The following is a 17,598-nucleotide window of genomic DNA, read 5'->3' as shown; positions in this document are numbered from 1 at the left end:
CACAAACAACATGAGTCACGCCAATTTTATATACGAACTGAATAGTAATCAGACCGATACCCTGGTAGCGCTATACCAGAATGAATTCTGGTGTCATACGCGTACACGTCCTGACGTGGACAAAATGCTGAAGAATACCGATATCGTGATTGGCGCGATAGATGAGAATAGTAAATTAATCGGCTTCGTATGCATACTCACCGACTTTGTATACAAGGCGACGATTTATGATTTGATCGTGCATCCCCATTGGCGAAACCAGAAGCTGGGGCAACAGTTAATGGAAGCCGTGATGAACCATCCCAAACTGCATGGCGTAGAACATTTTGACTTGCACTGTCTGCCAGAAATGATTCCGTTTTACGAAAAATGGGGATTTACTGCCGAATTGGGAGAGCTCGGTTTTATGCGCAGATTTCAACCCGCTTAGCATCGTGTCTGCAATTTGTGTTGTTTATTTGAAGATATAGACCGCGCCACTATTACTTCTTAAGTCATTGTCTGTCGCCGGCTGCGGATTAGAGACCGATACATGATCCGCATCTTCCAGAGGGGCCGCAATACCAACCGTATCACCATCGATTGCGACCGCAGCGCCAAACTTATCTGTCTGTCCGGTGTTATATGCCTTGATATAGGCAGTTTGCGTCCATGTTGTGCCGCTGCGTATAAATATGTTTGCGGCACCGTGCTCCGCGGTTGAACTCGGGTTATTGATATCGTCATTAGTGTTTGGCATTCCACTAATTCCCATCGCATTGCTGTCTTCCATTGGCGCACCGACTACCAAGGTATCTCCTGCGAGACTGACATCTTTACCGAAGTGGTCACCGGCATCCGCAACACTGGATTTAATATTAGCCTGCCATGCCCAGGTTGTGCCCGTACGCAAATAAGCCATAACTGCACCGGAATCTGCCGCCGTAGTATCTTCCAGCGGAGCGCCAACGACGATGGTATTCGCATTGATATCGACAGACCAGCCAAACAAATCATTTGAGGATGGCGCGGGGGCCGTCAGTATACCGCCTTGTTGCGTCCAGGTCGCAGTAAGCGAATCACGCACAAATACTGCCACCGCACCGGTGCCTCCGTTATTCAAAATGCTGCTTACAGCAAGCGTATTTCCGTCCATCGCAATATCATGTCCCCAGCGATCACCACCAACACCGCTGGATACTTTTATGTGCGCCTCATAGGCCCAGGTCGTTCCAGTACGCAAGAACGCATAGACAGCGCCGGATTCAGCAGCGAGTTTGTCTATTGGCGCTGCGCTGACATTCATATCCGTTATGACGGTACTGCTACTCTCCTCCAGTGGCACGCCGACCGTGACTACATTGCCAGATACTGCCACTGAGGATCCAAATTCATTGAACTTGATATTGATGTTGCCGTCGGGTTCTTTCAATTTGGCCTGATGTATCCAGGTCGTTCCGCTACGCTGGAATACATAAACAGCGCCGGCCGCATAACTTGCAGGATTACTGTTATTGTCTGGCGCGTTTATACCGCCTATGCCGCCACGTTCTTTTGGTGCGCCGATAGCAATCGTATCGCCATCAATCGCAACGGCGGCGCCGAAATGATCGCCTGCCTCTGTGTTATTGCCAAGCAAGGTGGCCTGCTGACTCCAGTTATTGGTTGTCGGGTCACGATAATACACGTATGCAATACCCTGATCGCCATAGGCCGCGCGATTACCGACCACCATGTAGTTTCCTGAGATGGCTACCTTCATAGCGGCCAACGGCATGCTCGAACCTGCTGACAGCGCTTCATAGGTGGCCGAAGTGGCGCCAGGATTGGCCGATGCAGCATCATTCGCCTTGGCGTAGGCCTGCTGCGCAAACGTACTCACATCATCACGTGCGACGTCGATGGTATAGGTTTTCGTCGTACCATCCTGTGCAGTAACCATCAGGCTAACGGCGCCGGTATTCGCACCGACTGCGAGACTAACCAGATTCGAAGACACAACGCCGTCACTCAAGGCCACGCTATTCATCGTCATCGATGACACGCCGGTGTCTTCGACAGTTGCCGTCACCTGTAGAGAGTTGACGAGATAGCCAACAGTGACGGTATACGATGTTAACGCTGGATCAAAAGTCTGATCGATGGCCCCACCTGTAACACTAAGCGACGCCAGATTCGCATTATTGCTTAGACGCGTAACCGCAACCGTATAAGTCCTGGTGCTGGAATCCGATGCGGTCACTACAAAGTTGATATTGTTCACGCCAACATTTAGCGCAACCGCTAGAATTTCCCCTGATGCCTTGGCAATACTATTTATCGTCATGGTCGCGCCGCTATCGCTGATAGTTGCTGAGGCATTGAGACTCGTCGTTGCATTGGAAACGGTGGCTGTATAGCTGGTCGTCGCACTACTAAATGATGGACTCAATGTGCCCGCCGTTATTGTCAGGCTGCTTAGGTCTGCATTATTACTCGCATTACGTGTAATGATAACAGTATAAGTCTTGGTCGAATTATCAGCGGCAGTAACGATGACTGAAATGATATTATCACCTACCGCAAGACCGATATTGCCACTCGCCGTACCTGAAACCACGCCAACATCATTCACCTTGACAGTCGCATTTGCATCAGTGGTCGTTGGCGTAATCGTTGTACCGGTTACACCAAAGGTTACTGTCTTGGTGTACACCGTCACCGCCGGATCAAATGTCTGACCGAAGGCGCCAAGCGATGCAGTCAACCCAGACAAGGTAGCGTCACCACTTCCATTGCGGAAAATTATCACAACATAGGTTTTAACGCTTCCATCCTGAGCCGTGACAACCGTATTGATGATATTGGTCCCGATACTCAGATTAATAGATGGACTTGCCGTGCCCGAAATCACGCTCGTACCGTTCACAGCAACAGTTGCGTTGATATCGCTGACAGTAGGCGTCAAGCTTACATTCGTCGTTGTCTCAGCTACGGTCTGTGTATACGTTGTAGTACCTGAACTAAATGCCTGTAGGAACACGCCGGTAGAAGCGACAAGATTAGACAGCGTTGCGTTACTGCTGCCAGAACGGGTCATGATGACCGTATAAGTCTTTAAGGTTCCGTCCTGCGCGGTGACGGAAACACTAAAGATATTGTCCCCGAGACTCAGCGACATCGGCGCGCTTGCCGTGCCAGATGTTACTGACACGGCGTTTACTTTAACTGTTGCATTCAAATCATTAACCGTTGGTGTGACCGTCGCACTCGTCGTAGTGAACGGCACGGTAGTGGTATAAGTTGTTACTGCCGGATCGAACGTCTGATCGAAAGCACCGCTGGATGCAGTGAGACTTGCTAATGTCGCGTCATTGCTACCCAGGCGACGCACAACTAGCGAATAACTTTTGAGCGTATTGTCCTGAGCACGAACGGCAATAGTAATTACGTTTTCCCCAATATTCAGACCGATTGCGCCGCTTGCCGAGCCGGAGCTTACCGGTACGCCATTGACCTCAATTGTGGCATTTGAGTCAGTCGCCGTCGGTGTGACAGTAGTCGTTGTAATGCCATTGGCGACGGTTTGCGTATAGGCTAGCGTAACTGAACTAAAGACAGGACTGATTGCGCCACTTGAAGTACTAAGACCTGAAAGCGTTGCAACATTCGACGCCCGGGTAACGGTGATACTATATGTTTTGGTGTTGCCATCCTGTGCCGTTACCACAACAGTGATAACATTATCACCTAATCCCAGCCCGATCGCCCCGCTTGCTGTCCCAGAAGAGACGCCAATACTATTTACGGTGAGTGTAGCGTTTGTATCATCGACCGTTGGCGTCACTGTCAGGCTAGTCGTAGCAAAACCCACTGTGCGTGTGTAGGCTGTGGTATTCGCGTCAAATGCCTGATCCATGCCGCCTACTGACAATACCAGATTGCGTAGATCCGCATTCGTACTCTTACGCGTGATATTAACGGTATAGGTCTTGGTATTTCCTTGTTGCGCGGTAGCCACCACACTAAAGGCGGTCGTACCGATATTCAATGTCTGAGTGCTCGCTGTTCCCGATGTTACCGGCGCGCCATTTATGCTAACAAATGCATTGGCATCGTTAACTGTTGGCGTGATATCTGTCGATGTCGTCGCGTTGCTCACCAGTTGGGTATATGCTGTCGTAGCAGGATCAAAAACCGGTGTAAGAGCGCCCGTAGAGAAACTCATGCTCGCTAAATCTGCATCCAGACTACCCTGACGACTAATCTCGACAGTATAGACTTTGTTACTGCCATTCTGCGCGGTTACAGCAACTGGAATGACATTATCGCCTATTCCCAGCGCGATAGCCGTGCTGGCAGAGCCTGATGTCACCGTTATTCCGTTGACCGTCACTGTGGCATTGGCATCGTTTACTGTAGGCGTAATGGAAACGTTATTCACAGCATTAGAAACCGTTTGGGTATAGAGCAATGTTGCTGCATCAAACACTTGATCAAAAACACCGGTAGAAGCGCTCAGTGCGGACAAGGTATTGTCTGTACTTCCGGTGCGGGTGATAGTTGTACGATAGAGCTGTTTGCTTCCGTCCTGCGCACTCACCAAAACATAAATCGTATTTTCGCCGATTTTCAAATTTATTGGCGCGCTGGCAGTGCCCGATGTCACATCAACACCATTGACGCTGACCGTTGATGTTGGAGCGCTGACTGTCGGCGTAACAGTGACACTAGTCGTTGCGCTACTGACGGTTTGATCATAAACAAACGTTGTATTACTGAAGACGGGTGTATATGCGCCACTATCAAGTAAGAGATCCGACAGTTGCGCATTATTACTACCCAGCCTGTCGATGACAATGACATCTTTGTGTAACGAACCATCCTGCGCAATCATGTCGACATCGATTACATTGCTGCCGACACTCAGTGATATTGGATCGCTTGCGGTTCCGGAAAGTACTGGCAAGCTATTGACCGTGATTGACGCAGCACTATTCATTGCTGTGGGAGTAATCGTTACGTTCGTTACGGTATTGGCAACTGTTTGTGTAAACGTATGAACACTGAGATCGTAAGCCTGATCAAATGGACCGGTTGAGGCGGTCAAATTAGATAAATCACCAACATTACTCAACCGTGTAACAGTAAGCATATATGCTTTTGTAGTCGTACCATCTTGTGCTGTGACGTCAAACGTCACGACGTTGTCACCAACCACCAAACTAATGGATTTCGCCTGTCCTGACGCAACACTCACGCCGTTTATCTTTATCGAGGCCGAACCATCTTCCAAGATGGCTACTGCGGAAATCGTGCTCTGTATATTTGAAACGGTGTGAGTATATGTTGTTGTAGCGCTCGAAAACACCTGGTCCAATGCGCCGCTGGACAAGGTAATATTCGACAAGTTTGCATTATTACTTTGTGCGCGAGTAATCGTTACCTGGTATACCTTGACCGTAGAGCCATCCTCGGCGGTTACCGTTACGTCAATGATATTTGCGCCGACGAGCAAGGGGACGCTGACGGTTGTCCCGGAGCTTGGCGCGTAACTCTCCACCGTCATAGTTGCATTGGTATCCGCCAAGGTCGCTATAACATCAACATTAGTGACCGCGTTTGATACCGATTGCGTATAAGCCAAGGTTGCAGAATCAAATGCCGGACTAATAGCGCCAGTACTCAGGACTAATGCACTGAGGTCCGCATTGTTATTTCCTGCTCGGGTAATGGTCATGGTATACGTCTTTAACGTACCATCTTGAGCCTTGGCAATCACATTAATAACATTTACACCTACGGCAAGCACAACAGTCTTTGTGCCACCTGAGGTCACCGCAAATCCATTTACTGTCACCGACGCATTGGCATCCGCAAGCGTTGGCGTAATATCCACACTTGTTGTTGCAAACGCGACCGACTGCGTATATGAAGTTGTGGCAGAGTCAAACGACGGACTAAATCCGCCGGTTGACGCAAGCAATGAACTCAAATCCGCATTACTACTACCCTGGCGAGAAACGACAATTGTGTATGTACTGGTCGAGTTATCCTGTGCAATCACCAATACGGTTACGATGTTTTCTCCGACGTTCAAGGCGATTGGCGCACTGGTGCTGCCGGAAGTCAGCGAAATGTCATTCACTCTGACTTTGGCGTTCGCATCGTTGACTGTTGGTGTTACAGTCAGCGATGTTGTGGCATTGCTAACCACATGTGTATACGAGAGCGTCGAGCTGTTGAATATTGGCGTTAAGCCTCCAGTGCTGAACGTCAGCGTTGACAGGCTCGAGTCGCTACTGCCAAGACGATTTACCACAATAGTATATGTTTTGATATTTCCCGCCTGGGCTTTTACTGGCACGGAAATGACATTTGAACCGATACTTAAGGGAATGCTGGTACTCGAAGTCCCCGAAGTTACGCCACTGCCGTTAACCTCCACAACGGCATTGGAATCACTGGCTGTCGGCGTTACTGTTAATGATGATGTCGCATTGGTGACTGTCTGTGTATAGTTGAGACTCAGCGGCGCAAAGGAAGTATCCAGTGAACCGGAAGATAAGCTGAGATCCGCAAGCGTGGCATCGCTACTTTGAGATGCCAAATCTCGATTGATCACGATAAAGTAATTTTTTATTGATCCATTCTGCGCTACCACGGTGACATTAACGGTATTCTGTCCTTCTGCAAGGCTGATTGGCGTACTGGCAGCGCCAGAAGGAACGCTAACATTATTGACCTTCAATGCTGCTGCACTATCAGCGACGCTGGCGGTTACTGTTGTCGAATTGACCGCGTTCAATACCGTTTGGGTATAGGCTAGCGTGCCTGGATCAAACGCCTGATCGAATGCGCCAGAAGACAGACTCAGCGCGGAAAGATCGGCATTGCTACTTCCTTCTCTCGTGACAACAATACTATACGTTTTAACGGTTTTGTCCTGAGCCAATACTTGTACATTGAAAATGTTATCACCCACATTTAACGCCAGGGAAGTGCTTGCCACACCTGAGGAAATGCTGCTGCCATTTATTGATAGAGTCGCGTCCGCATGTGCAGAAATCGCTGTAATCGCTACACTTGCTTCGCTATTGCTAACAGTCTGTGTGTATGTCGTCGTGGCGGAACTGAAAATCGGTGAAATTGCCCCAGTAGAAAGGTTTAGGTCTGACAGATCCGCATTTGCGCTGGCCAATCGCTTAATAACTAATACATAGTTTAAGGTATCGTTACCACTTGCGCTGACGGATATTGTAAAAAGGTTGTCACCAACTGCCAGATTCTGTGCTGTACTGGCTACCCCAGATAATATCGTCGCACCATTAAGACTTATGAACGCATTGCTGTTCATCGCAGTTGCGGTAATGCTGGTACTGCTTACACTATTGGCCACAGTACTGGAGTAATACGTCAGGTTGGAGCTGAAAGTTTGATCTAAACTTCCGGCTGAATGCGACAGGCTCATCAGATAGGCCGAGTTGGCAGGATCCTTCGCTCGGACTACCACGATACGATAGATTTTTTGTTGCACCCTATCGCTAGCGGTCACCGCAACATTGATAATATTGCTGCCTTCTATCAATGATACCGGCGCGCTTTCAACTCCACTCTGAGACACTACCCCGTTGATGGTCAATGATGCTTCCGGGTCTTCCGTGTTTGCCGTCAACATCATCTCCATAACATCCGACGTAACGCTTGCGCTGTATTCGGTTGTTGCGGTGTTAAATGAGGGAGACAACTCTCCAGTGCTCAGTGACAGAGAGGTCAAATTGACATTGGCCACTGTTTCACGAGTTATCGTCAGGTTATAACTACGTAACACGGCATTTTTCTTTTTCAGCGTTATGCTGACTACATTATCGCCTTCAGCCAGCGATACCGTATTGCCGTTTTCCAAATCAGCAGCATTCCCGTTTATGTGCACATCAATAACGGCGCCCGACGGTAGAAAAGGTGTAATCGAAATACTGTCCGCGCTGTTTGGCAATGTGGATTTGTAGGAGAATACGAGTGAATTAAATTCCGGCGACAACTCACCACGAGATAGTTGTATTCCCGCCAGAGTGGGAATAACGTCAGGCTTTAGCTGAGGAATTTCAGTAGCAGTAAATGTGTCGCCGTCGCAACCGGCTATTACAACCGTCACAATCGACACAAACAAGAACTGTTTTAAAAACCTTATCAAAGTCATTTTCTCGGACGAATACTACTTATGTGCACTGACTATCCATCGTCCATTTCTTTGTGTGTTTTTAGACGTTAAGGGTCGTTTCCCGACAGCAATTTCGCCCTCTTTTCACACAACAATACAAATTTACATTTTGATTTACTTTTCATAGTTCGTTTGTAGTAACCAATACCACTTATGAGTTAGTTACTTTTTACAATGCGATACAAATACAAGACCCTCTTATTGAACTTTTTTTTTTCAACTGACGTTAAAAGTCTAGGAAAACTCTTATATGTTCTATGTGATCATCGAGAAGTGAAATGATCAGATATCGTGAAAGGCCGAATTAGTTATTTTAGGAAAAGCAATAATAGAATTGTGTTATGTATTGTATAGGTCGCACTAATAAAAATACGCGATGGAGATTGCTGTCATCAATCTGCCTGTGGATCGCGCTCGCGCCTTGTACCTTGGTTTTGGCGGCGGATGAAGACGTAACGCAAAACCCGACTGAAATCCAAACTAGTTCTAAATCTAATGCTGACACAGATAGTAAAACGTCGGAAACGACCGCAGTAAAAAAGAAAGAAATAGATCCATTCTTAAAAAAGGTAATGAAGAGTTGTCAGGGTGTAGCTATCGGTGAGCAGGTAGAGATTGACGGCATGGCGGTAACCTGCGAGAAGAAACATCAGTCCGTCGAATTTGTGGATTTTTCCAAGGCTGAACAGATGGACGGTAATGAGCTGGTCGGGTTTGCCTTGTTTAACGAGCGCTATCTACAGGGGCTGTACTTCTCACTCGCTGCCGGCTATAGCAATTATGCGTCTATGACCAGCTACGCTGATCAGGCTCGCCTTGAAGACAACTATTTGGCGAATGGGCTCAGTGGTGAAATTACACCCCATCCCCACGGCTATGGTCTGCATTTCAATTTGGGTTTGATGGCTCATCCACTATTTATGCTAGAGGCGGGTTACACATTGCTTGGTTCTGTGGGATTTAGCGCTGCACTGTCAGACGGAAATGTGAACTATAGCGATGAGATTATCGGCAACATGCATTCCCTGGATGTAAATTTTCTGGGGCGTTTCCCGCTGGCCAATTTCATGAACTTTCCCAGTGCGTCAAAAATGCACGCGTTGACAATACTTGGCGTACATCAGTGGTCTCGTACCATGACCAGCACCTTTACAACGCCTGCCGAAGTCACTTCCAAGGTAACAGCAAGTAGTGGCTTTGGAGCGTGTCTCGGTCTCGGTGTTCAATACAAACACAACGATCAATTCTCCGCACGTGGACTGTGGCAGTACAAGTTAATCGGCAATGAAGGGGTGGGATCACTGATGTTGACACTCATCATGCACAACCATAGCCGTTATGGCATGGCCATACAAAACAAAATCGTTGAACCTATTGCCGGCATGTTCAAGTAGGGACAGCAGAAACTTTCTTATTTTCCGCCTTTTTTCTCTTTTTTGTATTTTACCTGATCTCCTGGAAAGATCAGATTTGGGTTGCTTATTTTATTCCAATGCACAAGATCAGGGTAGCGATAAGGATTATTGAGATACCGACCAGCGAGTGCCCATAGGGTATCACCATCGCTTATCGTATGTATGCCCCATACAGGAGAAGGTTGTGGTTGCAAGGGCTCCAGAGGTGTTGGCGAACTGCTTAACACTGGTGTGCTCGCAACTTCTATTGCCTCATCCTGCATAGCGACTTCGACATCGGCTTCTATCGCTGGAGGTTCGCTTTCCTCGGTGGCTTCAATTGCGGCAACTTCTTCTACTTCAACAGAAGCAGTGCTTTCTTTCGCCTCAACAACGTCTTCTACAGGCGCCATTGAATCTCCGTCACCGGCATTCGCTAGCGTTTCCGATGATTCTTCTACTGGTGTAAGCGGTTGCAGATCTTCATCTATAGCTGGTTCTTCTACGCTTTCCTGAATTGCGACAGGCGCAACATGTGTAACATCTTCAGCACTTTCGTTACTAAAAATGACGTAACCGGCAATCGCTGCTACCAGCACCAGTGCTGAGGCACTGGCAACAAAACGTACCGGTGGGAATATTGACCTTGGTACAGCAACTCTGTCGTGAGCTTCACTATCAGTGGTCCTTACGGGATCTGGCGCGTATGCTGGCGCACGTATATGATCCTCATCGAGCACGGAATTCTTTGCCGAAACCGGCGATTTAAAATCGAAGGTTTCGCGTTCCAGTGAAAATGTGACATCGCTTTTTGCTTCAGTCCCAATATCGGTATCAAACTCAGCTTCGGTTTCGTTTTCAACTCGCGTTTCAACTGAGACAGGCGTCTGATTGAAATCCTTGCTCGCCGTTTGAGACTCAGAAAATGACGAAGACGCTAGCAGTGAGTCTTCATCAGCGACGTCTTCCTGCGTCGCAACAAATAACGCAGATTCACCAGAATCTTGCGCGGCGTATTCTTCTTCGTGTTCGAAGTCCTCATCTTGCGCGGCTTGAGATATCGCAGAAATAGAAAATTCAGACACTTCTTCTACAGATTCGTCGAACGACATGGGCTCTGTCTGACCGTCCAGGGCATCTAAAGCCTCATGGAACTGCGTGTCAGTAATGGCTGAGGTATTCAGGCCAGTTACTGGGGCATGCAAAGCCGTTGTGTGCGGAATCGCCGCATTGTTTTGATCAGTCTCGTCCGTGGCCACCTGGTCGACTACGGTAGTAGCAGCCTCGGTGACCGACGCTTGTGCCTCAACTGTTTCACTAAGGTTCTCACGCTCTGGATCTGGATGCGCGTTCTGTATGTCGTCAATCGGAATTGCTTGTACGGAAGGATCAACAGTAGCAGCCTCAGTAGTTGACACCATTTCAGCGACACTGCTATCCACGTGTACTTCTTCTGCATCGGTCTCAGTAAAGGTACGTTCCGACAATGCAACGATGTCAGCACTTTGATGGGCCTGTTCTTCCCCAGCGTTTTCGTCAAGCCAGGCAGATAATGGACGTGCATCTTTCATCGCATACAAGGCGTCAAAATCGGTATGCAAAACGATATGCTCGTTCCAGATCAGCGTTTTATCAAATACATTGCCATCACTATACATTGGCGGCGCAGCGAGATTGTCTTCATAACCTGAGGTAATCTCTTCAATTTCATCGGCCCAGAACCCGGTCAAACCGTGCCGGGTATATGCCATGATAATTCGGCCGCTTTCTTCATTATCATGGTCGGGCAAGCCAAACTTGGCCCGCAGCTTTACGACCGAGACGGTATGTGTACGGTATTTGAAAACGCCGGCGATATCCTCTGATTGACCAGGGAAATAAGTGAATTTTTGAGGGACAACGATAGAATCCACGTCGTGCACGCGTGCGCAACAAAGCACGGGGCCAACACGGAAAATTAGCAATGGTTCCTGTTCTGCAATAGCTCTCATCGTTTTACATAGTTATAGTTTTGGGTTTCTCAACACCACTATCGGCTATATCTGCCAATAATTAATGGAGAATAGATGGTTAGAATTGAATCTTAAGACGTAACTCACAGATTTTCGGCGTCTAGTTGCGAGGATTGTGATATTTGATGATGTCATGAGCCCATTCAAGCACTGTACGCACCCGGGGTGAGATCAACTGTTTGGCCTGTTCAAAGCTAACCCAGCGAAATTCTTCGTGTTCTGCGTGTCCAAGGGCCGGGTTAATGGGTAAATCCACTTTGTCAGTCAGTGTTTCAGCGATATAGTAGCGAGCGACCTTCCCCCTACCATAGGGGCCTGTTTCTTTGTACTGCTCCGTCCAATGAAATTGCAATTCCTGGAGTGTGGTTTCCTCCCACACCTCCCGTATTGCGGCCTCAATTGGAGACTCTCCTGCCTCGACCATACCCTTGGGAAAATCCCAGTGTTGAAAGGCGCGCAGCAACAGATAACGGTACTCACCGTCAACATTGTGAACCACAACAACGCCCGCCGATAAAATATGCATTACCTATACGCCTGTTTGCCCTTTAATTCACATCGGCGCCAGACAACACAACTTAATCAACGTCCTTCGCAAGGTTAAGTGCTGCCTGGCTGAATCCGATATCTGTTTGCTGATAGTCAACTGATATATATCCTTACAATGGCGAGAGAAAAAACTGAATTTAAATTGCATCGCGCGCTACTCATTGCCGCCTTGAGTATTGCTTTTACGCTCGCGAGCTACTATTCAGGCCTACTCAATCTGCCTGAAGGCTGGAGTTATGATTTGCGCATGACATATACGCAAAAAGGAACTCAACTTGATGACAGAGTCGCTGTTGTGCTCATAGACGATGCATCATTGAATGCGCTCGATGATGTCGCTGGTCGTTGGCCATGGCCACGATCGATACATGCCGATTTAATCGATTTCCTGTCATTGGGTAATCCACGTGCGGTCCTATTTGATATTACGTTTTTTGAAAAAGCCCTGTTCAACCCTAAAGTGGAAGATATCAATCCACACGATCAGCGTCTGGTACTGACGACGCATATTCTACCAAACGTCTACCACGCGATGCGTCTGGTTGTAGATAAGGAAGATGATGTCAACAAAGGTTTGCTCAACCAGGATATCCCTCCGTCATTTGCGCAACGTTTGTCCCTTGAAAATCGCTATCAAAGTCAGTTCGATGTGACCAATTTAAATATCGATATTAAAACACCCTCCAATAATGTTTTCTATTTGCCGTTTCCAGAACTCGCAGATGCCGCTAACGGTATCGGTGTCGTTGACATGAATAGCGAAAATGACGGTGTTTACCGTACCGCAAGACTGTTTCACCGTTATGGTGAACAAATCTATCCAGCGCTTTCTGTCACAAGTGTAGTCGATCAGATACTACCACCCAACATTGTACGTCGTGGTGGAAATATTCACTTTGGCGATCTAAAGATTCCAGTAGATGAAAGAGAACACATGTGGGTGAAATTTTATGAAAACTATCCTGCTTATTCCTACTCGGGTCTTATTGCATCGCAGTTTCAGATTCAGAATGGTGATCTCGAAAATTTAATGGTTGACCCTGCGCTCTTTGAAGACAAAATAGTATTCGTTGGTGCAAGCGCGGCGGGTCTGGAAGACTTAAAACACACCCCTATAGACGCACGTTTGCCCGGTGTGATGATACATGCGTCCATCGCCAGTAGTATTTTGAATCAGGATTTCCTGACGCCACCCAATCGCATTTTTACATTGCTACTGGTTATTCTTCTCGCCATTCTGACGAGCATAGGCTCGCTTATGCCGCGTAGTAGCTGGGCGAAGAATGCAAACCCTGCCTGGATATTGCTTGGATTTGGTTCAGCTGCCTATTTTGCGTTTCAACATGGATGGGTACTGGAGATGGCAGCGCCGTCAACTGCCATTGTTGCCGCATGGGTTTTGGCATTCTCTGTTCTGGTGTTTACTGAGGGCAAGGAAAAACGCCGGTTCAAACGCATGATGTCGCAATACCTTTCACCTGCGGTGCTACAAACTGTTGTCAGCAATCACGAGGAATTTGCCAAAGCCGAAGTCGGAACGCGGGAAAATATTTCGATTCTTTTTTCTGACATACGCAGTTTCACCAATATGTCGGAACAACTCGCGCCAGAAAAAGTAGTGGAGATGCTTAATCACTACTTTTCTTCTATGACAGACGCAATCTTTACCTATGAAGGCACAATAGACAAATTCATTGGCGATGCCATTATGGCTTTTTGGGGCGCGCCGATTAAAGTCGAAAATCATGCGGATCGTGCAACCCTGGCTGCTGTTGACATGCTGTATCGTCTGCAGGAGGTCAATAAATGGCTGCAGGCCAATCAGTATCCCTCCATCGCAATTGGTGTTGGAATTCATACCGGCGACGCCATACTTGGCAACATTGGCTCTGAGAACAAGCTCGACTACACCATCATCGGTGATAACGTTAACCTCGCCTCACGTATCGAAGGTCTAACCAAAACTTACCATAGTCAAATTCTCATTACCGAAGACACCTACCAACGACTGAGCGTCGACATGCCGTGTCAAATGTTAGACCTGGTAAAGGTAAAGGGAAAACAACATCCAATTCGCATCTATCGTCCGTTGGCTCACCCAGAGCGCAGCTCGACTGAACATCTCAAGCAGGCCAAACTCGCCGCAGAAGCCTCTGAAAACGCCTTCGCGGCCTACCTCAAACGCGATTGGGAGAAAGCCAAAGCCATCTGGTCGCAATTCTCAGATGATCCTGTGAGCGAAGAATTGGTAAAAAGATGTAATTGGCTGCGAAAAAATCCACCCGGAGATGATTGGGACGGCTCCCACACAATGACCACTAAATGATTGTCTTGTTGGAAGTTTTAGAATCGTACTAAAAATCGGTCCGGTTTATGCTCTTTAAGAGATAAAGATTTTGTCGTTTTATCCGATCACTTCTATCAGATGCAAAGACAATCTGTGGGGGAAGATACAATGAGGAAACAATTACTACTAGCAGCTGCACTCATGATGGCAGGTGGAATGGCTCAGGCAGAAGAGAGCTTTCTTTACATATTGAGTGCCAGAGCGAAGCTGTTTGCCGAACCTTCGTTTCAGTCTAAATCACTTGAAAAGATTTCAAAGGGACAGAAGGTTGTGTCACTTCAAAAAACCAATAACTGGTTTAAAGTGAAATATCGCGATCAAGTCGGCTGGTTATCACGTTTATCTGTGTCACCACACCCACCTATGAAGCGCGTGAGCCTGCTCGCTAAAGGTGACGACAATCTGATTCAACAATCCCGTATGCGCTCTTCAGCCGTTTCAACCACTGCGGCGGTTCGTGGATTACGTGATGATGGAAGCCGTGCTCGTGTGTCTGACAAGAATGTCGCCAATTTCACTGCACTTACTCGCGTCGAAACCAGTGACATTACAGACCATGACGTAGAGCTATTCCTGGCCGAGTTAAATTAAATTGATCATTTTGCGAAGGGACTCGCATGAACCATCCACGCCGCCTGAGTTTCTCGCTACTGATACTGCTTAGCACACTGTTGTGCTATGTATTTTCATTGAGCCGAGCCGAGGCCAGTGACTTTCGTTCACGCGCACACCACAAAGCATTTGATGAAAGCACGCAAAGCGACGTCGTCGCAGAAATTGAATTCGGACAAACCATTGCCGCTCGCTTGCTTGGCGGCATTTCCCTAAACGACAATTACAATCTTACGCACTACGTATCTCTGGTAGGCAAAAGCCTGGCACGTAACTGTGGACGCCCCGAATTAGAATTTCACTTCGGTGTTCTCGATATGGAAAAAGTCAATGCCTACTCTACACCCGGTGGATACATATTTGTCAGTCTTGGCGCAATTAAGCTAATGAAGGACGAGTCTGAGTTAGCGGCAGTTCTTGCGCACGAAATTGCGCATATTACACAGAAACACATTGTCAATGAATTCAACATAAAAGGGAAAGACGACTCCACTGTCAGTGGCGTTACACGCATTATAGGTGGCTCCAGTGACTCTGCCCGCGTGGCATTCTTTCAGGCAGTAGACAAGGCGATGGAGCTACTTCTGGAAAAAGGATTTAAACATAGCGATGAGCTTGAGTCAGACCAGGTAGCGACATTACTACTGGCACAGACCGGATACGATCCATCTGCATTAAAGCGATTTTTACAGCGTGAAATACAGGCTAGCGAACAAAACAGTGCATTGCGATCAAGCACACACCCTCCGACAACTGAACGCCTGGATGCACTAAACGCCGTACTTGAAAGCGAAGGTTTAAACGATATAGAACTCGCGCGTGGCGCGAAAAGGTTCCAACAATATGTTGCGCGGTAAATATTTTCGTCAGCTATTGATTGTTCTGTCCATACAGTTTTTAAGCCCGGGTATGACCTGGTCTAACGAATTCCACTACAACAATATGCTGATCGGAGATCGCGCCTCCGGTTTAGGTGGAGCCTATATCGCAATATCCGATGACCCGTCTGGTTTGTATTACAATCCATCTGGCATCGTCTATAGCAATAGCAGCAATCTATCTGCGAGCATGAACGCCTATCACATTACCCGCACCGCCTATCAAGGCGTATTGGGCGGCTCCGACTGGGTTCGTACTTCGACTATGTTAGTTCCTAATTTTTTTGGCGTTACACAACCGTTTGCGGGTGGAACCCTGGGTTTTTCCTACGCGGTAATAGACTCCGCATTGGAAGATCAGGACCAGACATTTTTAAACATTCCCGGTGTAAACGACAAATTCACGATAAATTTTAACAATCAGGATCAAACCTATGTGGTCGGCCCATCTTACGCCAGGTTTATCACCAAAAATCTTTCCTTAGGCATGACAATTTATGCCTATGCACGAGAACAGGAGCAAATTTTCAATCAGATATTCGAATTTACAGATGCAAACGAATTTCACTGGGAAAATGGTTATTTCGCCACGGAAGAATATGGTTATAAACCTATAATTGGAATCATGTATACGCCTCTAGACAAAGTCAGTCTGGGACTCACTTTTTCCGCGACATCCTTAGTCCATTCATCATTAAAAAGACAAGACTCCTGCGCGAGCACTTATCAAGGTCTCACTGATAGCGAAAGTTGTGCAAAGGGTGTCTTAATCCGTCAAAAAGGTGCCTACACATCGGATCGAATGTTTCCGTTCGAAGTTGGACTGGGAGGAACGTGGTTTGTCAATAGCGCACTATTACTCACGGGCAGCATCAACTACTATTCTCCCATCAATTACGCCAAACCCACGATAAATTTCGCCGGAGGTATGGAGCTCTATCTAAACGATACACTCGCTGTACGCCTCGGTACCTATACAAACTTCGCCAATACACCAGAAATGAACGTTCCAGGCGCATACTACTTTCAGGAACACATCGATATGTATGGGGGTAGTATGAGTGTAAGCAGCTTTACCCGCTCATCCTCACTTACTATCGGCCTAAACGGCTCTATAGGCAAAGGTATGGCTCAGATTATCGGCAGTAGTACGGATGTTCAGCCTGTAAGCAGTGTCAGTCTGACAGCGTTTATGTCTGCCGGATACTCTTACTAATCACCATATTTCATACGGCGAATTTGACGTCGCCCTTTTTTATCCGGTCGTCCCTCGCTCTGTAAACCCATACGCGTGTATTTTTGATGTTGCTGCAGCGCTTCGCGTTTAACACGACTTTCTTCTGTTTCCTCATACATGGTTAACGCGACGCTCGCCGGTCCACGTTTTTCCAGTAGGCGTTTCACCGTTACAATGGTGACAAATTCACCTTGCGTAATCTCCAGCTTGGCGCCCAGCCCGACTTTCTTGCTCGGTTTCACGCGATCGCCATCCACATGCACCTTACCGCCACTGATGGCTTCAGTCGCCAGAGAACGTGTCTTGTAGAAACGCGCCGCCCACAACCATTTATCCAGACGGACGGGTTCTGATGAGTCTTGAAATTGCATATCTTTTCTACTAGTCGAA

The 17,598-nt window shown here is 47.5% G+C and carries 10 protein-coding genes; 6 read left to right on the top strand and 4 right to left on the bottom strand.

Translation table 11 applies throughout. The annotated features are described in order from the left end of the window. Positions 1-10 precede the first annotated feature (10 nt). Positions 11-430 (top strand): GNAT family N-acetyltransferase, encoded by a 420-nt coding sequence (locus OEZ43_10655; GenBank protein MDH5546045.1) that lies wholly within the window; start codon positions 11-13, stop codon positions 428-430. A gap of 24 nt (positions 431-454) precedes the next feature. Here OEZ43_10655 and OEZ43_10650 read toward each other — a convergent pair whose 3' ends face one another. Beyond that, positions 455-8,113: a cadherin-like beta sandwich domain-containing protein gene (locus OEZ43_10650; GenBank protein ID MDH5546044.1), complete on the bottom strand. Its 7,659-nt coding sequence runs from the start codon at positions 8,111-8,113 to the stop codon at positions 455-457. A gap of 449 nt (positions 8,114-8,562) precedes the next feature. Here OEZ43_10650 and OEZ43_10645 point away from each other — a divergent pair, with 449 nt between their 5' ends. Then, a complete protein-coding gene (locus OEZ43_10645) occupies positions 8,563-9,573 on the top strand; it encodes a hypothetical protein (GenBank protein ID MDH5546043.1) in 1,011 nt (336 codons plus the stop codon). A 17-nt stretch (positions 9,574-9,590) separates the two neighbouring features. Here the strand turns inward: OEZ43_10645 and OEZ43_10640 are convergent, their stop codons facing one another. Beyond that, positions 9,591-11,564: a chemotaxis protein CheW gene (locus OEZ43_10640; GenBank protein MDH5546042.1), complete on the bottom strand. Its 1,974-nt coding sequence runs from the start codon at positions 11,562-11,564 to the stop codon at positions 9,591-9,593. 121 nt (positions 11,565-11,685) lie between these two features. Further along, the gene (locus OEZ43_10635) at positions 11,686-12,111 is read right to left on the bottom strand and encodes an NUDIX domain-containing protein (protein MDH5546041.1); all 426 of its coding nucleotides are present in this window, start codon (positions 12,109-12,111) and stop codon (positions 11,686-11,688) included. A gap of 138 nt (positions 12,112-12,249) precedes the next feature. On the opposite strand from OEZ43_10635, the gene OEZ43_10630 reads away from it, so the two are divergent. From OEZ43_10630 to OEZ43_10615, 4 genes are all read left to right on the top strand, one after another. Next, positions 12,250-14,460 (top strand): adenylate/guanylate cyclase domain-containing protein, encoded by a 2,211-nt coding sequence (locus OEZ43_10630; GenBank protein MDH5546040.1) that lies wholly within the window; start codon positions 12,250-12,252, stop codon positions 14,458-14,460. 129 nt (positions 14,461-14,589) lie between these two features. Then, complete coding sequence (locus OEZ43_10625; protein MDH5546039.1) at positions 14,590-15,072, top strand: SH3 domain-containing protein; 483 nt, start codon at positions 14,590-14,592, stop codon at positions 15,070-15,072. A gap of 26 nt (positions 15,073-15,098) precedes the next feature. Continuing rightward, positions 15,099-15,950 (top strand): M48 family metalloprotease, encoded by an 852-nt coding sequence (locus tag OEZ43_10620; protein ID MDH5546038.1) that lies wholly within the window; start codon positions 15,099-15,101, stop codon positions 15,948-15,950. After that, entirely contained in the window at positions 15,913-17,187 is a 1,275-nt protein-coding gene (locus tag OEZ43_10615) for a hypothetical protein (GenBank protein MDH5546037.1), read from the top strand. The genes OEZ43_10620 and OEZ43_10615 overlap by 38 nt, the downstream gene beginning before the upstream one ends. Here the strand turns inward: OEZ43_10615 and OEZ43_10610 are convergent. Continuing rightward, entirely contained in the window at positions 17,184-17,579 is a 396-nt protein-coding gene (locus OEZ43_10610; GenBank protein MDH5546036.1) for a S4 domain-containing protein, read from the bottom strand. The genes OEZ43_10615 and OEZ43_10610 overlap by 4 nt on opposite strands. Between the last annotated feature and the right edge of the window lie 19 nt (positions 17,580-17,598).

Source organism: Gammaproteobacteria bacterium (genome assembly GCA_029881255.1).
GTDB lineage: Bacteria > Pseudomonadota > Gammaproteobacteria > S012-40 > S012-40 > JAOUMY01.
This window is presented reverse-complemented; position numbering and strand designations above follow the sequence as displayed.